Genomic DNA, 21,255 nt, shown 5'->3' on the forward strand with positions numbered 1-21,255 from the left:
GACCACGACAGCGCCGGCCCCACATCGGAGTGAGGCCGGCGCTGTGCGGGTGGACGGGTCAGCCGGCGTCGCGCGCCTGGGCCGCGATCGCGCGGGTCAGGTCTGCCTGGGCCTCGGTGACGTAGCGGAGCGTCGGGGCGTCGACCGACGACGACTCCGCCGACAGCCACCCGGTGAGCGCGTCCAGGGTGGACTGCTCCGGGAGGTGCCGCGGCGACAGGTAGACCAGCACGTTCTCGCCCATCGACGAGCCGAGCCGGGTGTAGACATCCTTGGCCGCGCTCAGGTACTTCTCGACGTACGGCCGGAGCAGGTCCTCCTGGCCCGGCTGCTGGAAGCCGAGGATGGTCCTGAACTGCGTCTCGTTCGGGGTGTCGCCGGACTCGACCGCGATCCGCCACGCCTCTTCCTTGGCCTCGGCGGTCGGCCGTGCGGCCCGGGCCTGAGCCGCACGCTCGCCACCGGTGATGGTGGTGTCGCGGGTCAGCTCGTCGTCGATCTCCGCGGCGTCGATCCGGCCCAGCCGGGCCAGTGCGACGATCAGCGTCCAGCGCAGGTCGGTGTCGACGACCAGACCGGCCGGCAGGTCGCGGTCGTCGAGCCATGCCGTCAGCCGGTCCGCGCCGGCGTCGGAGAACACCGCCGAGCTGTACGCCCGGGCGAACGCCAGCTGGTGGTCGCTGCCCGCCTCGGCGTCCGCGAGCAGACTCGCCAAGGTCTCCTCGAACTGCGTCCGCAGCGCCGGCCGGTTCGCCGGGGCGGCGTACAGGTTGATGGCACTGGTCGCCTGCGACAGCAGCGACCGTACGCCGGTCAGGTCGGTCTCGGCCCGGATCCCGCGCAGCACGATGCCGACGTACTGGCTGGCCGGCATCTCCGCGTCGCGGGTCATGTCCCAGGCAGCGCCCCACGCCAGCGCCCGCGGCAGCGACTCGGACAGCTGGTCGATCGACTCGACCAGCGTGGCCCGGGACCGCTCGTCCAGCCGGATCTTGGCGTAGGTCAGGTCGTCGTCGTTCAGCAGCACCAGATCCGGCTGGGTGGCGCCGGTCAGCTCGGGCAGCTCGGTGCGCGGACCATCGATGTCCACCTCGAAGCGCTCGGTGCGGACCAGTCCGTCGTCGGTCCGGCGGTACAGACCCACTGCCAGCCGGTGCGGCCGCAGTACCGGGAACTTCTCCGTCGCGGTCTGCTCGATCGCGAACGACGTGAACGCGCCCTCGGCGTCGACGGCGAAGTCGGCCCGCAGCGTGTTCACCCCGGCGGTCCGCAGCCAGCGCTCGGTCCAGTCGTCCAGGTCGCGGCCGGACGCCTTCTCCAGCGGCTTGAGCAGATCGGTCAGCTCGGTGTTGCCGAAGGCGTGGTCGGCGAAGTACTCCTTCAGCGCGGTGATGAAGGTGTCCTCACCGACGAACGCGACGAGCTGCCGCAGCGTGGACGCGCCCTTGGCGTAGGTGATGCCGTCGAAGTTCACCTCGACCGCGTGGAAGTCGACCATGTCGGCCGCGATCGGGTGCGTCGAGGGCAGCTGGTCCTGGCGGTACGCCCAGTTCTTCCGCGCGTTGCAGAACGTCGTCCAGGCACCGGCGTACTTGGTCGTCGCCACCGCCTGCGCCCAGTGACTGGCCCACTCGGCGAACGACTCGTTCAGCCACAGGTCGTCCCACCAGGTCATCGTGACCAGGTCGCCGAACCACATGTGCGCCAGCTCGTGCAGCACGGTGTTGGCGCGGCTCTCCATCTCCGCGTGGGTGGTGCGGCTGCGGAACAGGTACTCGTCCCGCAGCGTCACGCACCCGGCGTTCTCCATCGCGCCCATGTTGTACTCCGGCACGAACGCCTGGTCGTACTTGTGGAACGGGTACGGCGTACCGAACGCCTTCTCGTACAGCTCGAAGCCCTGCTTGGTCACCTCGAACAGGTCCTCGATGTCCAGCGCTTCCTTCAGCGACGGACGGCACAGCAAAGACAACGGGTACGACCCGTTCGGGCCCTCGTAGACGTCGGTGACGACGTGGTACGGACCGGCGACGACAGCAGTGATGTACGTCGAGATCCGCTCGGTCGGCGGGAACTCCCAGCGGGCCAGCTCCTCGCCGTTCTCACCGGCGTACGGCGTCGGCTCGGGGGCCGGAGCGTTCGAGATGACGACCCAGCGGGCCGGTGCGGACACGGTGAAAGTGAAAGGGGCCTTGAGGTCCGGCTGCTCGAAGGTGGCGAACACCCGGCGGGCGTCCGGCACCTCGAACTGGGTGTAGAGGTAGGTCTCCTTGTCGGCCGGGTCGACCGAGCGGTGCAGCCCTTCACCGGTGCGCGAGTACAGGCAGTCGGCGACCACGCGGAGCTCGTTGCGGTCCGCCAGCCCGTCCAGCTGGATCCGCGCGCCGTCGTACACCGTGTCGGGGTCGAGCGCGCGGCCGTTCAGCGTCACCTCGCGGACCTTCTCGGCGATCAGGTCGGCGAAGCTGCTCGCGCCCGCCTCGGCGGCGAACGTGATGGTGGTCACCGACGGGTACGTCGGGGCGCCACTCGGGGCGTTGGACAGGTCCAGCTCGATCGCGTAGCTCACGTCGCTGACCACGCCCGCACGGGTACGCGCCTCGTCGCGCGTCAGGTTGGTTCCAGGCATGTCGGCATCCTATGCACCTGGCTCACAGCTTCGCCGACGGTTTCCCCGCGACATTGCGCATGGATACCAAACCGGTGCCTGATTGTTTGATTTTGTATGATCGAGAACATGACTGCCCCCGCCGATTTCTGGTTCGACCCGGCCTGCCCCTGGGCCTGGATGACGTCTCGCTGGATGCTCGAGGTCGAGCAAGTCCGGGACGTGAAGACGACCTGGCACGTGATGAGCCTGGCCGTCCTGAACGATGGCCGCGAATATCTGGACGAGAAGTACAAGAGTTTCCTGACCAATGCCTGGGGCCCGGTCCGCGTGCTGATCGCGGCCGAGCAGGCGCACGGCAACGAGGTGCTGCTGCCGTTGTACACCGCGCTCGGCAAGCGGATCCACATCGAGGGCCGTGGCATCGGCGACGGCAAGGGTGACGTGGTCCAGGAGGCACTCGCCGAGGTCGGCCTGCCCGCGTCACTGATCGAGGCCGCCGACACCGACAAGTACGACGACGCGCTGAAGAAGTCGCACCACGCCGGCATGGACCAGGTCGGCATGGAGGTCGGTACGCCGGTGATCTCGGTCGAGGGCACCGCGTTCTTCGGCCCCGTCGTCACGCCCGCGCCCAAGGGCGAGGCGGCCGGCAAGCTCTGGGACGGCGTCCGCCTGGTGGCCGGTACCGAGGGCTTCTTCGAGATCAAGCGCACCCGCGACCGCGGCCCGATCTTCGACTGATTCGGTCTGTGATTCAGGGCTTGTCTTCGCCCCGCCCGGACGGTGAAGGTTACTCACCCAGCAATTCTCCGAGCGGTGAGTAGGTACCAGATGACGTTGCGTGACGAGCTTCCCGAGACCGTGGCCGTGCCTGCGGGACTGACGGCGGGGATCGCCGTCTTCGACCGCGGGACCGGGCAGTTCGTCCAGCAACAGAACGCCGACCATCGGTTCCGGTCGGCGTCGGTGGTGAAGCTGCTGATCGTGCTCGACCTGCTCTGGGACGGCGGACCGGCGTACGACGTGCCGGCCGAGGACCGGGACCGGCTCGAGGTCATGCTGCGCAGCAGTGACGACGACGCGGCGAGCTATTACTGGGACCAACTCGGTGGTGCGGACATCGTCGAGCGGATGGTTCGGCGGCTCGGCCTGACCCACACGGCCGCGCCGCCGGCCACGCACCCGGGCTTCTGGGGCTACGTCTCGATCACCGCCGCGGACACGGTCCGGATCTATCGCCACATCCTCGACGAGGCTCCGGCACCGGTGCGCGAGTACGTGATGGGCCTGCTGCATGAGCCGACCCGCCTCGGCACCGACGGCTTCGACCAGTACTTCGGGATCGCGTCCGTCTTCGACCCGGACTTCAGCATCAAGCAGGGCTGGTCGGGGTTCCTCGGCTCGAGCGGCTACGGCTCCGACAAGGCCAAGCCGGTCGACTTCCCGCTGGATCTGGCGAGCGAGGCACTGCACACCACCGGGACGGTCGGGGCGGATGATCGCACCATCGTCGCGGTGTTCACCCTGCACCCGCGCGGAACGCAGTACGACAAGGCCTATGCGGACGTGACGACGCTGACCGCGGCGCTGACCGTGCCGGGCGGCGTACGGCGGCCTGTGAGCTGATGCGAGACTTCTGGCCATGCGAGTGCACATCGGCTCTGACCATGCCGGCTTCGAACTGAAGAACCACCTGGTCCAGCACCTCACGGCTGCCGGGCACGACGTCGTGGACCACGGCCCCGCCGTGTACGACGCCGTCGACGACTACCCGCCGTACTGTCTGCGGACCGGGGTGGCGGTGGTCGAGGAGCCGGGCAGCCTCGGCATCGTGATCGGTGGCTCCGGCAACGGTGAGCAGATCGCCGCGAACAAGGTGAAGGGGGTCCGGGCCGTGCTGGCCTGGAGCACCGACACCGCGCGGCTCGGCCGGGAGCACAACAACGCCAACGTGATCAGCGTCGGGGCGCGGATGCATTCGGAGGAGGAGGCGACCGGGTTCGTGGAGACGTTCCTGGCCACCGACTACTCCGGCGAGGAGCGGCACACCCGCCGGATCGACATGCTGTCGGGCTACGAGTCGACCGGCGTACTGCCGCCGCTGTCGTGATCCTGAGGCGCGTCGGCGGGTGTCCCGGTCTTCGCCGGGCGGCGATCGACGGGCCGGCGGGGTCGGGAGACGTCGCGGGCCCGCATCGAGCGGCCCGTGCCGACCACGGCCGGCGTGGGCGGACCGCTGCGGCCCTTGGCTCCCGACGAGCCCTGCGTTCCATTGGTCGTCCCCATAAGAGGAATCATGCCTGAAGGTCACACCCTGCACCGACTGGCGAGCGACGTCTGGGACGCGTTCGGCGGCCGCCCGGTCCAGGCGTCCAGTCCGCAGGGCCGGTTCGTCGACGGCGCCGCGCTGCTGAACGGGCACGTGCTGCGGCAGACCGAGGCCCACGGCAAGCACTTCCTCGCCGACTTCGAGGGCGCCGGCTGGCTGCACATCCACCTCGGTCTGATCGGCAAGGTCGACCTCGGTACGGCGCCGGTGCCCGAACCGGTCGGCCAGGTCCGCCTCCGCCTGCAGAACGCCACGTCGTACGCCGATCTGCGCGGGGCGACCGTGTGCGAGGTGCTGACCGACGGCGAACGCGAGGTGCTGATCGCGCGGCTCGGTCCGGACCCGCTGCGCGACGACGCGGACCCGGAACTGGCGTGGAAGCGGATCCATCGCAGCAAGCTGCCGATCGGCCGGTTGCTGATGGACCAGGAGGTGCTGAGCGGCGTCGGCAACGTGTATCGCGCCGAGGTGCTGTTCCGCGCGAAGCTGCACCCGATGACGCGCGGCCACCTGGTCAAGAAGCGCGAGTGGCAAGGTATGTGGAACGACCTGCTCGAGCTGATGAAGTACGGCGTCGAGACCGGCCGCATCGATACCGTTGCCGACGACCACACACCCGAGGCGATGGGCCGTGACCCACGGCAGGACGATCATGGCGGCGAGGTGTACGTCTACCGCCGGCAGGGTCAGCGGTGTTTCGTCTGTCACTCGGTGATCCGGACCGAGATCCTGGCCGGGCGCAACCTCTTCTGGTGCCCCAAGTGCCAGCGGACCGGTCTCACTCGCAAGTGACGGCAGCCAACAGTTGTATGACGATGTGATGCGCGGACCAGGGAGTGCCGTTATCTTCTTCACACCATGAACTGGCGCGGCGGTCTCGGTGGAGTAGTGCGACGGGTCGGCCGCCGGGTCGACGCGCTGGTCCGCCGTGCGCGCAGGTCGCACCCGATGGCGTTCGCCGCGATCCTGCTGATGACGGTGGTGTTCGCCGTCGCCAGCCTGAGCTGGGAGAGGCACTTCCCGGCGTCGGCACTGATCATTCCGCTGCTGCTCGGCGGTCTGCTGCTGCGCTTCAGGCAGCTGCTCGTCCTGACGCTGTTCACGCTGACGGTCAGTTCGTTCGTCGTCATGTCCCGTCCGGCGGCGCTGCCGAAGACCGGGTTCGTGCTGGTCCTCGGGGTGATCGGCTGGATCGTGATCACCAACGCGAAGGTGCGCAACCAGCTCGGCGTTCCGGGGACCCGCGGCGAGTCGATGCTGATGGAGCTGCGCGACACGCTGACGGCCCAGAGCGACCTGCCCGAGATTCCGATCGGCTGGCGGCTCGAGGTGGCGATCCGTTCGGCCGGTGGGTCGACGTTCTCCGGTGACTTCGTGGTGTCGACGACGCACGAGCAGATGCTCGAGGTCGCGCTGGTCGATGTCTCGGGCAAGGGAATCGATGCCGGCACCCGGGCGCTGTTGCTGTCCGGTGCGTTCGGTGGGCTGCTCGGCGTCGTCCCGGCGCAGGAGTTCCTGCCGTCGGCGAACCGCTACATCCGCCGGCAGGACTGGGACGACGACTTCGCCACCGTGGTGCACGTCGCGGTCGACCTGCAGACCGGGGACTTCGACGTACGGACCGCTGGTCACCCACCCGCGATCCTGTTCGATGCGTGGGCCGGGCGCTGGCAGACGCGCGAGTCCGACGGGCCGCTGCTCGGCTTGATGGAGGCGCCGGAGTTCGCTGTGAACCAGGGACAGCTGAAGCTCGGCGACGCGCTCTTCCTGTACAGCGACGGGATGGTCGAGACACCTCGCCGCGACATCGGCCGCGGCACCGACCGGCTGGCCGGGCACGCGGAACGCCTTGTCGCACAGGGCTTTCTGGGCGGCGCTGAAGCGCTGGTCGCGAACGCGGGCGGTCCCGGCGACGACTCCGCGATCGTGATCATCCACCGCCTGGCCCACGGGTAGGCCCGCGCTCGTGATGGCGTAGCCTGCTCGATCGTGACGAGCGAGGGCTTCGACAAGAATGCTGACCGGGCGGCGCCGGACGTGTCGTTCGAGGAACTGGTCGCGCTGATGCCGGACGCGGTCCGGGACGCGTTCCCGCCGGATCGCTGGCAGTTGGAGAAGCTGTGGGCGCTGGATCTCAAGGTCGAGCCGGTGGAGATCGCCGACCTGGTCTGGATGTTCGACCTGCCGCTGTGGCAGCTCGACGGCGAACGCTTCAAGATCACCCCGAACCAGGTCGCCGAGACCCCGATGAACTTCCGCGCCAGCTACCAGCGGGTGATGGACTCCGACCTCGACCATCCGATCAACCTGGTCGCGTACCGCGGCCGCCTGGTCGTGCTGGACGGCGTACATCGGCTGCTGAAGGCGCACTTCCTCCGCCGGCGCTGGATCGAGGCCACCATCGCCACCGCCAGGCAGTTGCAGTCCTGCGCGCCGTGAACCCCGACCGGCTGGTCCGTGGCTACCGGCGCTGGCAGGGTGGTGGCCATGGACAGCAGGGTGGAACGTGAGGTGTACGTCGAGGCGCGGCCGGACCAGGTCTGGGCGGCGCTGACCCAGGGGGAGAACTTCGCCCGGTGGTACGCGTTCGGCGGGGCCGAGATCGACCTGAAGCCGGGCGGCCGGATCGTGCTGCGGTGGGATGAGCACGGGCGCTACCTCGGCTTCGTCGAGAAGGTCGAGCCTGGCCGTCGCTTCGCCTACCGGTACGCCGTCGAGGCGGACACCGATCCGGCGCCGGGGAACGCGAACCTGGTCGAGTTCACCCTCACGCCGGAGGGCGACGGCGCCCGGCTCGGTGTGGTCGAGTCCGGCTTCGACCGGCTGGATCCGCCCACGTTGGCCCACCCGGACGAGTCCGCCCAGTCCTGGGAAGCCGGCCTGGCGGCGCTCGCCGACCTCGCACCGACGCTGTGAGTTCCCGCGACCGGTCCGGCAGGCAAAAACCCCCAGCGATGTTGTCATGTCACCGATTAGCATCGGTGACATGACAACAACCAACGACGAGTACGCCCCGAGCCCGAGGGACTGGGTCCGCGACCTGGTCCAGCAGGTCGAGGCGGCCGGCACCACCCACGTCGTCGAAATCCGCGGGCAGAAGGTGGTGCTGGTGACGATGCGCGGCGCCAAGTCCGGCAAGCTCCGCAAGGTCCCACTGATGCGGGTCGAGCACGACGGTGTGTACGCGGCGGTCGCGTCGACCAGCGGCGCCCCGAAGAACCCGGTCTGGTACCACAACCTCAAGGCCGACCCGAAGGTCACCCTGCAGGACGGCACCGTCACCAAGGAGTACGCCGCCCGCGAGATCGACGGTGCGGAGTACGACGAGTGGTGGCAGCGGGCGGTCGCCGCGTTCCCGTTCTACGCGGAGTACCAGGCCCAGACCACCCGCAAGATCCCGCTGTTCTTGCTCGACCCGGTCCGCTAGACCGCGCACCATACTGGACCCGACGCGCTGCGATTGGTGATGGTGATGCGTCACCATTACCATTGGTGACATGACAGCGAGCAATGAGGATTATGCGCCGAGCCCGACCGACTGGGTTCGCAACCAGGTCGAGAAGGTCGAAGCCGCCGGTACCACCGACGCGGTCGACATCATCGGGCTCAAGGTGGTGCTGCTGACCATGCGCGGCGCCAAGTCGGGCAAGATCCGCAAGGTCCCGCTGATGCGCGTCGAGCACGACGGCGTGTACGCCGCGGTCGCGTCGCTCGGCGGCGCCCCGAAGAACCCGGTTTGGTACTACAACCTCAAGGCCGACCCGAAGCTCACCCTCCAGGACGGTGACGTCACCAAGGAGTACGTCGCCCGCGAGGTCGAGGGCGCGGAGTACGACGAGTGGTGGAAACGCTCCGTCGACGCGTACCCGCCGTACGCGGAGTACCAGACCAAGACCAGCCGGAAGATCCCGCTGTTCGTGCTGGACCCGGTCGGCAACTGAGCCTCGCCTGGCTGGAACCGGCGGTGACCTCGTCGACGCCGTCGGTCACCCAGGGCTGAGGCCATCCCAGTAAAGTCTGTGAACAGTTCCGTGGCGGAACGGTACAGGCTGCTCAGAGCGGTCCGGCGACTGTGAGACGCTGGGCTCGGTAGTTCGGCGCGCTGCGTCGACCGAGTTCTGGGAGTCGTCCTGACCACACACGACGCGGTGCAGGAACCGTTCGTCGGGTCGACGCGGTTGCGTCTGGCCGGACTGGCACTGCATGCCTATACCGCGAGCGGAACGGTGCTCGCGCTGCTGATCGTCATCGCCGCCGTCGACGGGGACGCGGTCCGCGCGCTCTGGCTCGGCCTGGCCGCGCTGGTGATCGACGGAACCGACGGGATGCTGGCCCGCCGGCTGCGGGTCAAGGAGACAATCCCGTGGTTCGACGGCGCGATGCTCGACAACATCGTCGACTACCTGACCTACGCGTTCGCCCCGATCGTGCTGCTCTGGACCGGCGACTACCTGCCCGCCGGCGCGCTCGGCGCGGTGCTCGCCGCGCTGCCGTTGCTTGCCTCCAGCTACCAGTTCTGCCGCGTCGACGCGAAGACCGACGACCACTTCTTCCTCGGGTTCCCCAGCTACTGGAACGTGGTCGCCTTCTACGTCGTCGTCCTCAGCCTCAGCCCGGTCGTCACCGGCATCATCCTGGTGGTCTGCTCGATCCTGGTGTTCATCCCGGTCAAGTACGTCTACCCGTCCCGGACCAAGGCGTTCCGGTCGCTCAACCTGCTGACCACCGCGATCTGGCTGGCGGCGTACGCCGTACTCCTCGCCCAGATGCCCGACCCGAACGCGATCGTGGTCGCCGTCTCGCTGGCCTACCTTCTGTACTACGCCGTGCTGAGCCTCTATATGACCTTCTGGGTCCCACGGCGCAAGGTTGCCTGAGTGGTCTTAGGTCTGGGGGCGGCGCTCGGCGCCGCGGTGCTCTTCGGTATCGCCTCGATCCTGCAGGCAGTCGGTTCCCGCAAGGTCCCGACCGAGTCCGAGCTCGATCCGCGGCGGCTCGGCGGGTTCGTGGTCGCGCTGCTCCAACAGCCGGCGTTCCTTGGTGCGCTGGTGCTGAACCTGGCCGGCTTCGGGTTGCACTTCGTTGCCCTTCGCCTCCTTCCGCTGTACCTCGCGCAGGCGGGGATCGCGGTGAGTCTGGTCGTGACGGCGTTACTTGCGACGCGACTGATGTCGGATCAACTGAGTGCGCTCGAGTGGTCTGCGGTGCTGGCGGTCTGTGTGGGGCTCGGGCTGCTGGCTGTGTCGGCGGGAGATGCGGGGGAGAGCGCGGAGCATCACGGGCTGACGATCGGGGTCATCATCGGTTTGGTCGCGATCGCGGTCCTTGGTGCGCTGGCGAGTCGGTCGCAGCGTGGTGTGTCCACGGCGTTGCTTGGTCTGTTGGCCGGTCTCGGGTACGCCGGGGTCGCGATCTCGGCGCGGTTGCTGCAGGACGGTTCTGTGGGTGAGTTGTTGCGCAGCCCCACGACGTACACGCTGCCTCTGAGTGGAGCGATGGCGTTCATTCTCTACTCGCTCGCGTTGCAGCGTGGGTCGGTGACGCTCGCAACCACCCCGATGATCGCCCTGCAAACCATCACCCCGGCCGCCGTCGGCGTCTTCGTCCTCGACGACGCAGTCCGCCCCGGCTGGTGGCCCGCCGCAGTAGCCGGCTTCCTCCTCTCCGCCGCAGGCTCCCTAATCCTCGTCCGCTTCGAATCCGTCAAACCCGACCCGAGATAGTTCCCCACGCGTCCGGTGTGTTGCGGGCTGCCGCCCGCGGTTGAAGGCCTCGGCGGGCTGTGGATACCGGGGTGGGGGTGTGGTTGGCGCTGGTGGGCGGTGGGGCGGGGTGTGTTGTCGGGTGCCGAGTCTCCTGTCTCGGCCTCGGTGTGGGTTCTGGGGACACACCACAACGGTGTGCCTGGGGCTCGGCTGCCGGGCGGTGTGGCGGTGTTGTACTTGTGCTCTCGTCGGTCGGGGCGTGGGTAGGGGGTGGGCATGGGTAGATGGTCTGTGTCGGTGACCGGGGTGGCGACGCTTCGGGAGTATCGGCTGGGCTGGTTGCGGCCGGATCTGATTGCTGGGGTCACGGTGGCGGCGTACTTCGTGCCTCAGGTGATGGCGTACGCGCAGCTGGCCGGGTTGCCGGCGGTGACCGGGTTGTGGGCGGCTCTCGGGCCTCTGCTGTTGTACTTCCTGCTCGGCTCGTCGCGGTTGCTGTCGCTCGGTCCGGAGTCGACGACGGCTTTGATGACAGCCACGGCGATCGGGCCGCTCGCAGCGGGTGATCCGGTCCGCTACGCGCAACTGGCCGCCGTACTGGCTCTGATCGTCGGTGCCATCTGCGTGCTGGGATGGCTGGCGCGTCTCGGGTTCCTCGCGGACCTGCTCTCCAAGCCGGTGCTGGTCGGCTACCTGGCCGGCATCGCGGTGATCATGATCACGGGCCAGCTCGGCCGCCTGACCGGTGCTCCGGTGACCGGGGACTCACCGCCCGCCGAGGTACTGTCCGTGATTCGTCTGTACGACGAGTGGCAGGCGGCGCCGCTGGTGTTGTCACTGGTGTCGCTGGGGTTGTTGCTCGCGTTCGCCCGGTGGACGCCGCGACTCCCGGGTCCGCTGATCGTGGTCGCGCTCGCCGCCTTGGTGACGTGGGCGGCGGGGCTGGGTGACAAGGGAGTGACCCTGGTCGGCAGCGTACCCAGCGGCCTTCCCGTTCCGCGGCTGCCGGACATCTCGGTCGCGGACGTCGGCCTGCTCGCGTTACCGGCCCTCGGCGTTGCCCTCGTCGGCTACACCGACACAGTGTTGACCGGGCGCGCGTTCGCCTCCCGTGGTCAAGAGCGTGTCGACCCCGATGGTGAGCTTCTCGTCCTCGGCCTGGCCAACGTCTCCGTCAGCCTGGTTCGTGGTTTCCCGATCAGCAGCAGCGGAAGCCGGACGGCCCTCGCGGAGGCCACCGGCGCGAAGAGCCAGGTGTACTCGCTGGTCGCCGCAGCCGTCATCGTCGCAACCCTGCTCTTCGCCGGACCGTTGCTGTCGACGTTCCCGATCGCCGCACTCGGCGCGCTCGTGGTGTTCGCCGCCCTACGGCTGATCGAACTGTCCGAGTTCCGCCGCATCGCCAACTTTCGCAACAGCGAGTTCCTGCTGGCGTTGGCGACCACGGTCGGCGTGATCGCGCTGGATGTCCTGTACGGCGTTCTGGTCGCGGTCGCCCTGTCGGTCATCGACGTACTGCGTCGCGTCGCCCGCCCGCACGACGGCATCCTGGGCTATGTCCCGGGGATCGCCGGCATGCACGACATCGACGACTACCCGGACGCGAGGCCGGTCCCGGGTCTGGTCGTCTACCGCTACGACTCGCCACTGTTCTTCGCCAACGCCGAGGACTTCCGCCGCCGCGCGATGGCCGCGGTCGACGACGCCGACGCACCGGTCCGCTGGCTGCTCCTCAACGCCGAGGCGAACGTCGAGATCGACATCACCGCCATCGATGCGCTCGACTCCCTCCGCGAGGACCTCACCTCCCGCGGCATCGTCCTCGCCATGGCCCGCGTCAAACAGGATCTCCGCGACGACCTCGACGCCGCCGGCTTCCTCGATCGCCTGGGCCCTGACCGCCTCTTCTACACTCTCCCCACCGCGGTCGAGGCCTTCCGGCAGGAGAACGCGGCGCCGGAATAGTTGCCACAAGCAACGTCACGGCGCTGCTGCCACCCGGTTCGCGGCAGCGATCCAGGATCGACCGGCGAAGACAGCGAGCAACGCGCCGGCGGCACCCATGACACCGACCGCCGTTGACGGCGAGGTCAGGCCTGCCACCGCTCCGGCTGCCGCGACACCGAGACCTTGGACCGCTTGCAATCCCGCCGAGGCAAGCCCGATGACCTGCCCTCGTCGGCCATCCGGCACCAGACGTACGAACATCGGGGTGACAAGCATGGTGTACGACGACAGCACACCGACCAGTGTCCAGAGCCCGATCGCCGTGGACACCGATGGCACGGCAGCACTCACCATCAGCGGGATCCCGGACGCCACCGCGAGCGGTGCCAGCGATCGGGTCCGCCAGCGCGCCGGCATCCAGCGGGTCAGCAGCAATGAACCGACGAGAGCGCCGACAGGGTCAGCGGCCATCAGCAGACCGACCGCGGCCTCACCTCTGCCGGCGTCGGCCGCGTACGCCGCCGCGATCCCTTCGGGTGCGATGTAGAAGCCGTACAGATACAGCAAGCCCAGCAGACTGCGGAGCCGACGATCACCCCAGATCACCCGGAACCCGCCGGACAGCGACCGCCCGACGGTCCTCGGGTCCGCCGCGTCCGGCGGCCGGTGGAGACGTGCGCCGAACCGGACGACAGCCGACGAGACCAGGAAGGTCAACGCGTTCAGCCCCAGTGCGACGTGCGATCCGGTCAGGCCGACCAGCACTCCGCCCGCTGCGAATCCGGCTACTTGGACGATGCTGTCGGTCGCACTGGCCAGGCCGACTCCGACGACGTACCGGTCTCCGTCCAGGACGGTCGGCAGGATCGCGTTGCGAGCAGCGCTGTAGAGCGGCTGCAGTCCGACTACGACGATCAGCAAGGCGGCCAGTACGGCGACCGGCAGGCCAGGGATCGCCATCGCGGTCACCAGACCCGCCCGGCTCAGGTCTGTCGACACCATCACCGTACGGCGCGGGAACCGGTCCGCCAGCCCGGTCAGCAGTGGGGCGCTGACCAGCGGCGGCAGGAACGACAGGGCGTACGTCAACGCGGTGACGGCGGCGGACTCGGTCCGGTCGAAGACCAGTACGGCGATGGCGACCCGGGCGAGCTGATCGCCGAGCCGGGACTGCGCGTGCGCGATCCACAAGGCACGGAACTCGGCCACGCCCACGACTTCGCGGATGGTCGGGCGGCTGGCCATGCGCCGACGCTAGGCGGCGCGACTTTCAGATCGCTGTCACCGTCGCCCGTGAAAGCAGAGTGAAAGCGTGCGCTGGCAAGCTCGCATCGACCTGTCACGTCCAGCGAGGAGGGCAAGCATGCGCGACCGCGAACTCAAAGCCGCCAACAGAGACGACCGCGATCTCAAAGCCGCCAACAGAGACTGGTGACTTGCGACGGGTGCGGCCGCGTGCCGCACCCGTTCGTCAGCTGCGTGGCCGGCGATCGGCGAGGTGGCGGAGGAGGGCGGTCAGGCCGGCGATCTGGTAGCGCCAGAAGCTGGTGATCGTGGCGCGGAGGTCCGCCTCGGTCTCGTTGTGGAGCAGGATCCGGGCGATGGTTCTCGAGGTGTTCGTCCAGATGGATTCGAACAGGTCGACGTCGCCGGCCGCGACCGTGCCGGCCGGCAGCGCGTTGACGAGAGCCTCCACGGACAGGCTGTTGATTCGCGCGACGACGTCCGCATGCCGCGTCCCGGCCGCACCGGAGAGGATCACGACGGACTCGAGCCGGTACTGCAGCCAGAACCGCATCATCTCGTCGGCGACGTCCGTGGTCGTGCCGTCGCGTTTCACCAGCGAGGCGAAGTCCTCGACCCGGCGGCCGACCACCTGCTCCAGCGTGTCGACGACCTCATCCGGTACGACGGCGTCGTACAACTCCTGTTTGTTGCGGTAGTAGCGGTACAGGTTCGCCGGTGCCATCCCGGCCTCGGCCGCGACTCCGGCCATGGTGGCGCCGGCGTACCCGTGGACGGCGAACGCCCGGAGTGCGGCTGCGCGGATCCGGGACCGGACGTCGTCCTTCAGCACCTGCGGCACCCGAAAGAGCCTAGCATGAATAGTGAATCTGTGATTCGCTATTGGTGGGAGAGTCGATCAGAGGAGGCAAGGATGACTCGCACCGGAGTGTTCTGGGACGGCGTGGAAGGGCGGGCGCCGCTACCGCACGCGGCGCGCACGCTCGGGTTCGAGCTGCTGGAGGCCGATCCGGAGCATGGCACGATCTCCGTCGCGTTCGCCGGCGTCGAGGCGTTCACCAATCCGTTCGGGGAGGTCCTCGGCGCCTTCCTCGCCGCGATGCTCTACGACACCGTCGGCCCGGCGCTGCTGGCCACGCTCCCGCCCGGCCGGTTCATCGAGACGCTCGACCTCAACACCACCTTCGTCCGTCCGGCGCGCATGGGCCGGCTCATCGGGCACGGTCGCGTCGTCACCCGCTTCGACGACCACGCGACCCTCGCAGGAACGCTCTACGGCACCGACAGCGAGATCGTCGCCACCGCAACAGCCACCGCTCGAGTCATAGACCTCCCATCGGCCGCCTAGCGCGACGGCCACTTCCAGGCGGGCTCGTCGAGTGGGCCCTGGCCGGCGATCGTGGTGGCGCCGTGGTCTTTGACGAGTTCGATCGTGTGCAGGTCATCCAGCGCGTCCAGGGCGGCGAGGAACGGCCGGGAGTGCGTCACGACGATGACCTGGGCTTCCTTGGCGGCGGTGACGACGAGATTCGCCAAGGCCGGCAGGAGGTCCGGATGCAGGCTGGTCTCGGGCTCGTTCAGCACGAGGAGCTCTGGCGGTCGCGGGGTCAGCAACGCGGCGACCCACAGCAAGTACCGCAGCGTCCCGTCGGACAACTCCGCCCCGGACAACGGCCGCAGCAACCCGTGCTGCCGGAACGAGATCTCGAACCTACCGCCGGCGTTGACGATGGCCAGAGTGCTGCCCGGGAACGCCAGTTCGATGGCCTCGTCCAGCGCACCCTTGATGCCGATCTCACGGATCGTCTGCAACGCGGCCGCGACGTCGACGCCGTCCGGACCGAGCACCGGCGTCCGCGTGCCGATCTGCACACGACGGGCAGGCGCATCAGCGTCGGTGCGGAAGTGATCGTAGAAGCGCCAGGACCGCAGCCGCTCGCGGACGGTCAGCAGCTCCGGCGCGCGCTCGGGATCGGCGAACTCGCTCAGCATGCTGTCGAAGGTCTGGAGCTGGTGACCACCGCGCAACCACTCGCCTGAGCCGGCCCGGATCCGCACCTCGCGGTTGACGCGCTCCACCAGCAGCGATGCCGGCCGCAGGAACGGCCCCGCCCACAGGGCTTCCCGTTTGATCTCCGGATCGAGATCGAACACAGAACCATGCGGCACCGGCAGCCCGAGATCCATCAGATAGCCGTAGTCGTCACCCGCGAATCCCAGGCGCAGGTTCACCGGCCCGGTCCGCACCGTGCCTTGCACCGGCCGATTCTTGCGTACGTGCTCCGGCCCAGCCCATAGAGTTGACTGAAGACCGCCCTCCCGGGCCAACGCGGCGACGGCCCCATTGCGTGAGGCGTCGGCGAGCAGGCGAAGGGCTCGGTAGAGGCTGGATTTGCCTGTCCCGTTGGCTCCGGTCACGACGTTGAGCCCGCGCAGTGGCATCACCACGCGGCGCAGTGACCGGTAGTTCTCCACCGCCAGGGTCGTGAGCATGTCCGTCACGCTACCGACCTGCTCCGACAGAACGAATCGTTGGAGACTGAGCGGCGTGACTCCGACCCCGGCGTTCCATCAGGCCGGGTCGATGCCCAGCGCGGTGAAGCGCTGGGCGAGGTCGTCGACCCAGGCGTGCGGTGTTCGGTGATCCGGGAGTGGGACGCCTTGTTCGCTGCGCCAGAGCGCGTCGCCGAGGGCAGTGCGCAGATGCCAGGCCATCACGCGCTCGGCTGACAGTTCATGGCCGGTGAGCTGGCTGTAGTGGTGGAGGGTGGCGGTCAGCAACTCGACGCCTGGACCCGCTCCGGGGAAAGTGCGCAGGTCGTACTCGGCCTCGGCCAGGCCGGCGGTCTCGAAATCGACGACTACGCGGAGGCGCTCGCCTTCCCATACCTGGTTGCCGCCGTGCAGATCGCCGTGGACCAGTACGTTCCGGCCCGGGGTCGCCAGTACGTCGTCCGCCCAGTCGCACCACTGCATGACGGCGGTTCGCTGATCTGGACGCGCCCACTTCACGAACCGGTCGCGCAAGTCCTTGGTCGTGGCTGGTTGGACGGCCGCGGGGGGAAGTTCGCCGATGACGGCTTCGACGCGTTCCCGGGTCGCCGAACGGTTCAACGCAGCCATGAAGTGGGCGAGCTGCCGACCCACGTCGTCCCGGTCGAGCGAGTCCACGACCTCGAACAGCGACTTGCCAGGCACCAGTTCGGTCACCAGGAGCAGTGGATCGGTGCTGCTGGCAACTACGTTCGGCAGGAACGGAATGCCCGGCTCGCGCGCCAACGCCGCCACCACGGCGATCTCATGCGCCAGCCGGAGCCCGGCAGGGCGCGACCACGCGAACTTCGCGACGAACCGCCCGCCGACCACCGCACTCGCCGCCCACCACCGCGGATCGTCCTCGCCCAACGTCTCGCGAAGCACGATCGAGCAATCGCCCAACGCAGGCGCAACCTCCCGCAACGCCCCGGCAACCGCGGAAGGCGAGCCCTCCTCCAACCACCTCATCCCGGCCGAGGCTACCTCGAACCCGCGTGCGCGTGGGGCGGGCCGTGAAAAGCGAACTGCCCTCGGTCCGTTGGGGGACCGAGGGCAGTTCGGGGAGGGGCTAAGCCAGGGAGTCTTCCCAGGCTTGGTGGAGGCCGGCGTAGCTGCCTCCGGTGGTGATGAGGTTGCGCGGGGCGCCGTCCTCGATGATGCGGCCGTGCTCGAGCACGATCACGCGGTCCGCGGTTTCCACCGTGGACAGCCGGTGCGCGATCACGATCGCCGTACGGTCGGCCAGGATGGTCCGCAGCGCGCGCTGGATCAGCCGCTCGCTGGGGATGTCGAGGCTGGAGGTCGCCTCGTCCAGGATCAGTACGGCGGGGTCGGCGAGGAACGCCCGGGCGAACGCGACCAGCTGGCGCTGGCCGGCGGACAGCCGGGAACCGCGCTTCTCCACCGACGTCTCGTACCCGTTCGGCAGGGCCGTGATGAAGTCGTGCGCGCCGATCACCTTGGCCGCCTCGACCACCTCTTCCATCGTGGCCTCCGGCTTGCCGAACCGGATGTTGTCGGCCACCGAGCCGGTGAACAGGAAGTTCTCCTGCGTCACCATCACGACCCGCTTGCGCAGGTCGTCCTCGGTGAGGTCCCGCAGGTCGATCCCGTCCAGCAGCACCTGACCGTCGGACGGGTCGTAGAACCGCGCCACCAGCTTGGCGATCGTGGTTTTGCCGGCGCCCGTCGTACCGACCAGGGCCAGGGTCTGACCGGCCGGCACGTCCAGATCGAGACCGGGCAGGACCGGTACGTCGTCGACGTAGTTGAACCGGACGTTGCGGAACTCGAGGTGACCCCGCGCGCGACCGGGCTTGGCCGGCTCGATCGGCTCGGGGACGTCGGGCGTCTCGTTCAGGACGCCGGACAGCTTCTCCAGCGCCGCACTCGCGGACAGGAAGGTGTTGTAGAACTGCGAGATGTCCTGCAGCGGCTCGAAGAACTGCCGCAGGTAGAGCAGGAACGCCGTCAGTACGCCGACTGTCACGTGACCGTGGTAGGCCTGGTAACCGCCGTACGCCAGGATCGCCACGATGGTGATGTTGCCGACGCCCTTGATCGACGGCATGAAGATCGCGTTCAGCTGGAACGACTTCAGGTTGGCCTGGCGGTACCGGTCGTTGACGCCGTGGAAGATCTCCTCGTTGCGCGGCTCCCGGCGGAACGCCTGGACCGCGCGGATCCCGGTCATCGACTCGACGAAGTGCACGATGACGAGTACGACGGCCTCACGCGTCTGCCGGTACACGACCGCCGACCGCTTCCGGAACCACGCCGTCAGCAGGATCAGGGCCGGGAACGACAGCAGCGCGAGCAGACCGAGCTTGAGGTCGAGCGTGAGCAGCAGGATCGACGTACCGATCAGGGTCAGAGCCGCCGTGACCAGGCCGTCGAACCCGTTGGCCAGCATCTCGTCGATCACGCCCACGTCCGACGTCAACCGCGAGATCACCCGGCCGGAGGTGAACTTGTCGTGGAACGACGGGCTGAGTCGCTGGAAGTGGTCGAACACCCGCTTGCGCAGTCCGAGCAGGATGGTCTGCCCGAGCCGGCCGGACCGCATCAGGAACAGCTGCCGGGTCCAGGCCTGGAGCAGGGCCATCGCCAGGACCAGGGACACGACGGTGATCAGTTCCTGTGAGCCTTCGCCGGCGATGATCGGCGGGATGCCGTTGTCGATGCCGAGGTGGACCAGGTACGGGACCGCGAGGCGGGCGCCGTTCTCGACCACCACGATCACGACCAGCAGCCAGATCAGCTTGGCGTGCGGCCGGAGCAGTTCACCGAGCAGCTTGCGGGAGTCCTCCTTCAGCCGGACGGTCGTTGCCCTCGACAACTCCCGGTCGGGGTCCTCGTCGAACTGACCCCGCCAGGTGTCCTGCTGCGACTTGTCGTCCTTGGTTTCCTCAGGAGGAGGTGTCTGCTGGGTCGTGGTCATGCGTGCACCTCCTCTTCCTCCGCCGCGAGCAGGTTCCGGTACGCCGGGACCTGCTCGAGCAAATCGTGATGGGTTCCGACGTGGGTGATGGTCCCGTTCTGGAGCAGGGCCACCTTGTCGGCCAGCATCACGGTCGACGCGCGGTGCGCGACCACGATGCCGGTGGTCTCGGAGAGCACGTTGCGCAGTGCCTCCTCGACGAGAGCCTCGGTGTGCACGTCGAGTGCGGACAACGTGTCGTCGAGGACCAGGACTGCGGGCTTGGCGAGCACGGCCCGGGCCAGCGCGAGCCGCTGGCGCTGACCGCCGGACAGTGACATGCCCTGCTCGCCGACGCGGGTCTCCAGACCCCACGGCAGCTCGTTGGCGAACTCGGCCTGCGCGACCTGCAGGGCCTGCTGGACGTCGGCCTCGGAGGCGTCCGGCCGGCCCAGCGTCAGATTCTCCCGGACGCTCATCGAGAACAGCGTCGGGTCGTCGAACGCGGAGGCGACCGCGGTCCGCAGTGAGACCAGCGACAGGTCACGGATGTCGTGCCCGTCGATGGTGATCCGCCCCGCGGTCACGTCGTACAGCCGGGGGACCAGCGCGGTGAGCGTGGTCTTGCCCGACCCGGTCGCGCCCACCAGGGCGAGCGTCGTACCGGGGGTGAGGTCGAGGTTGATGTCGTGCAGGATCTCGGTGGAGTCGTCGGAGAACCGGAAGCCGACATGCTCGAAGCGCAGGTGCCCCTTCGAGTTCACCAGCTCGTCCGGACCCGACTCGATCACCGAGTAGGTGTCGAGGATCTCGCTGATCCGGTCCGCCGCGGTCATCGCCTCCTGGGCCATCGCCAGGATCGCGCCGAGCGAGGTGACCGGCCAGATCAGGGACAGCATCAGCGTGATGAACGCGACCAGGGTGCCGAGCGTGATCGCCTCGCGGCCCACCGCGAGGGCGCCGAGCAGCAGCACGATCACCAGGGTCAGGTTCGGGATCACGCCGAGGAAGCTCCAGAACCGCGACGCCAGCCGGACCTTCTCCACCTCGGTGGTGTAGAGCGTGAGCGCCTCGTCGTCGAACTGCTGCTGGACGTGCCCGCGCCGGCCGAAGGCCTTGATCACCCGGAAGCCGAGCGCCGACTCCTCCACCCGGGTGGCCAGGTCACCCTGCTGGTCCTGGACCTTGCGGGAGATCAGCAGGTACTTCTTCTCGAACTTCAGCGACAGCGTGATGATCGGTACCGCGGCCAGCAGGACCACGACGCCGAGCGGCCAGTACAGCCGCAGCAGCAGGATGGTGACGACCCCCAGCTGCAGGATGTTCATCACCAGGAACAGCAGGCCGAAGCCCATGAACCGGCGGATGATGGACAGGTCGGTGGTGACCCGGGACAGCAGCTGACCGCTCTGCCAGCGGGTGTGGAACTCCATCGGCAGCGACTGGAGCCGGACGTACAGGTCGTGCCGGAGGGTGGCCTCGAGGTCGCTGACGGTGCGGGACTGCGCCCACCGGCGGGCCCAGACCAGCAGGACCTCGGCGATGCTCAGCCCGAGGGCAAGGAAAGCGAGCGGGACCAGGAGGTCCAGCTCGCGGCGGGTGACCGGGCCGTCGATGATGGCCCGGGTGACCAGTGGAACGGTAAGGCTGACGCCCACACCCAGCATGGCGGTGGTGAACATCACCGACAGGCGCCAGCGGTGTGGCCGGAGGTAGGGCCGGAGCCGCCAGAGGTTGCGGCTGCGTGCAGGGACTCGGGTGGTAGGGGCAGCGATCGACGGCGCTTGGGCAGGGTGCTCGGACGGCATCTGGACGGGCGCACTTCCCATCATGCTCGGTAAGGGGTTTTCGCGACCGGAAAACGGCGCACTTTCCAGTATCGCTCACCAGGTAAGCGCTTGTCCTCCCAATTCCATTCCCCATGGATGAATTACCACTTGTTGCAATAAGCGCCTCCCGCCCC

21 protein-coding genes are annotated in these 21,255 nt (G+C 68.5%); 13 read left to right on the top strand and 8 right to left on the bottom strand.

Annotated features, from left to right (window positions below; translation table 11 throughout):
• Positions 1 to 58: 58 nt before the first annotated feature.
• Positions 59 to 2,629 carry an aminopeptidase N gene (gene pepN, locus ACGFH6_RS30990; protein WP_393391032.1) on the bottom strand — a complete coding sequence of 857 codons (2,571 nt, stop codon included), beginning with the start codon at positions 2,627 to 2,629 and terminating at the stop codon, positions 59 to 61.
• Between the two features lie 108 nt (positions 2,630 to 2,737).
• Here pepN and ACGFH6_RS30995 point away from each other — a divergent pair, with 108 nt between their 5' ends.
• From ACGFH6_RS30995 to ACGFH6_RS31005, 3 genes are all read left to right on the top strand, one after another.
• Entirely contained in the window at positions 2,738 to 3,352 is a 615-nt protein-coding gene (locus tag ACGFH6_RS30995) for a DsbA family protein (RefSeq protein WP_393391034.1), read from the top strand.
• 75 nt (positions 3,353 to 3,427) lie between these two features.
• Entirely contained in the window at positions 3,428 to 4,237 is an 810-nt protein-coding gene (locus ACGFH6_RS31000; RefSeq protein ID WP_393391036.1) for a hypothetical protein, read from the top strand.
• A gap of 16 nt (positions 4,238 to 4,253) precedes the next feature.
• On the top strand, positions 4,254 to 4,721 hold the full coding sequence (locus ACGFH6_RS31005; protein ID WP_393391037.1) for a ribose-5-phosphate isomerase: 468 nt from the start codon (positions 4,254 to 4,256) through the stop codon (positions 4,719 to 4,721).
• Here the strand turns inward: ACGFH6_RS31005 and ACGFH6_RS31010 are convergent.
• The gene (locus ACGFH6_RS31010; protein WP_393391039.1) at positions 4,685 to 4,897 is read right to left on the bottom strand and encodes a hypothetical protein; all 213 of its coding nucleotides are present in this window, start codon (positions 4,895 to 4,897) and stop codon (positions 4,685 to 4,687) included. The genes ACGFH6_RS31005 and ACGFH6_RS31010 overlap by 37 nt on opposite strands.
• A gap of 10 nt (positions 4,898 to 4,907) precedes the next feature.
• On the opposite strand from ACGFH6_RS31010, the gene ACGFH6_RS31015 reads away from it, so the two are divergent.
• The 9 genes from ACGFH6_RS31015 to ACGFH6_RS31055 all read left to right on the top strand — a co-directional run bounded on the left by ACGFH6_RS31015 (position 4,908) and on the right by ACGFH6_RS31055 (position 12,610).
• Positions 4,908 to 5,732 (top strand): Fpg/Nei family DNA glycosylase, encoded by an 825-nt coding sequence (locus ACGFH6_RS31015; RefSeq protein ID WP_393391040.1) that lies wholly within the window; start codon positions 4,908 to 4,910, stop codon positions 5,730 to 5,732.
• A gap of 66 nt (positions 5,733 to 5,798) precedes the next feature.
• Entirely contained in the window at positions 5,799 to 6,896 is a 1,098-nt protein-coding gene (locus ACGFH6_RS31020) for a PP2C family protein-serine/threonine phosphatase (RefSeq protein WP_393391041.1), read from the top strand.
• Positions 6,897 to 6,929: 33 nt separating this feature from the next.
• Positions 6,930 to 7,379 carry a hypothetical protein gene (locus ACGFH6_RS31025; RefSeq protein ID WP_393391043.1) on the top strand — a complete coding sequence of 150 codons (450 nt, stop codon included), beginning with the start codon at positions 6,930 to 6,932 and terminating at the stop codon, positions 7,377 to 7,379.
• A gap of 48 nt (positions 7,380 to 7,427) precedes the next feature.
• On the top strand, positions 7,428 to 7,856 hold the full coding sequence (locus tag ACGFH6_RS31030) for an SRPBCC domain-containing protein (RefSeq protein WP_393391045.1): 429 nt from the start codon (positions 7,428 to 7,430) through the stop codon (positions 7,854 to 7,856).
• A 70-nt stretch (positions 7,857 to 7,926) separates the two neighbouring features.
• The gene (locus tag ACGFH6_RS31035) at positions 7,927 to 8,367 is read left to right on the top strand and encodes a nitroreductase family deazaflavin-dependent oxidoreductase (protein WP_393391047.1); all 441 of its coding nucleotides are present in this window, start codon (positions 7,927 to 7,929) and stop codon (positions 8,365 to 8,367) included.
• Between the two features lie 70 nt (positions 8,368 to 8,437).
• Positions 8,438 to 8,881, top strand: coding sequence for a nitroreductase family deazaflavin-dependent oxidoreductase (locus ACGFH6_RS31040; protein WP_393391049.1), 444 nt, complete (start codon positions 8,438 to 8,440; stop codon positions 8,879 to 8,881).
• A 207-nt stretch (positions 8,882 to 9,088) separates the two neighbouring features.
• Complete coding sequence (locus ACGFH6_RS31045; RefSeq protein ID WP_393391051.1) at positions 9,089 to 9,817, top strand: CDP-alcohol phosphatidyltransferase family protein; 729 nt, start codon at positions 9,089 to 9,091, stop codon at positions 9,815 to 9,817.
• Positions 9,818 to 10,663: a hypothetical protein gene (locus ACGFH6_RS31050; protein WP_393391053.1), complete on the top strand. Its 846-nt coding sequence runs from the start codon at positions 9,818 to 9,820 to the stop codon at positions 10,661 to 10,663.
• Between the two features lie 258 nt (positions 10,664 to 10,921).
• Positions 10,922 to 12,610, top strand: coding sequence for a SulP family inorganic anion transporter (locus ACGFH6_RS31055; RefSeq protein ID WP_393391055.1), 1,689 nt, complete (start codon positions 10,922 to 10,924; stop codon positions 12,608 to 12,610).
• 15 nt (positions 12,611 to 12,625) lie between these two features.
• On the opposite strand, the gene ACGFH6_RS31060 is transcribed toward ACGFH6_RS31055, so the two are convergent.
• Entirely contained in the window at positions 12,626 to 13,837 is a 1,212-nt protein-coding gene (locus ACGFH6_RS31060) for an MFS transporter (protein ID WP_393391057.1), read from the bottom strand.
• 226 nt (positions 13,838 to 14,063) lie between these two features.
• Complete coding sequence (locus ACGFH6_RS31065; RefSeq protein ID WP_393391059.1) at positions 14,064 to 14,678, bottom strand: TetR/AcrR family transcriptional regulator; 615 nt, start codon at positions 14,676 to 14,678, stop codon at positions 14,064 to 14,066.
• A 72-nt stretch (positions 14,679 to 14,750) separates the two neighbouring features.
• On the opposite strand from ACGFH6_RS31065, the gene ACGFH6_RS31070 reads away from it, so the two are divergent.
• Positions 14,751 to 15,185, top strand: coding sequence for a PaaI family thioesterase (locus ACGFH6_RS31070; protein ID WP_393391061.1), 435 nt, complete (start codon positions 14,751 to 14,753; stop codon positions 15,183 to 15,185).
• Here the strand turns inward: ACGFH6_RS31070 and ACGFH6_RS31075 are convergent.
• From ACGFH6_RS31075 to ACGFH6_RS31090, 4 genes are all read right to left on the bottom strand, one after another.
• On the bottom strand, positions 15,182 to 16,330 hold the full coding sequence (locus ACGFH6_RS31075) for an AAA family ATPase (RefSeq protein WP_393391063.1): 1,149 nt from the start codon (positions 16,328 to 16,330) through the stop codon (positions 15,182 to 15,184). The two genes, ACGFH6_RS31070 and ACGFH6_RS31075, sit on opposite strands and share 4 nt — an antisense overlap.
• A gap of 78 nt (positions 16,331 to 16,408) precedes the next feature.
• On the bottom strand, positions 16,409 to 17,341 hold the full coding sequence (locus ACGFH6_RS31080; protein WP_393391064.1) for a phosphotransferase family protein: 933 nt from the start codon (positions 17,339 to 17,341) through the stop codon (positions 16,409 to 16,411).
• A gap of 100 nt (positions 17,342 to 17,441) precedes the next feature.
• Complete coding sequence (locus ACGFH6_RS31085) at positions 17,442 to 19,313, bottom strand: ABC transporter ATP-binding protein (protein ID WP_393391065.1); 1,872 nt, start codon at positions 19,311 to 19,313, stop codon at positions 17,442 to 17,444.
• Positions 19,310 to 20,974, bottom strand: a complete 1,665-nt coding sequence (locus ACGFH6_RS31090; protein WP_393391067.1) for an ABC transporter ATP-binding protein — start codon at positions 20,972 to 20,974, stop codon at positions 19,310 to 19,312. The genes ACGFH6_RS31085 and ACGFH6_RS31090 overlap by 4 nt, the downstream gene beginning before the upstream one ends.
• Positions 20,975 to 21,255 lie beyond the last annotated feature (281 nt).

Origin of the sequence: Kribbella sp. NPDC049227 (assembly GCF_043197265.1) — a bacterium.
GTDB lineage: Bacteria > Actinomycetota > Actinomycetes > Propionibacteriales > Kribbellaceae > Kribbella.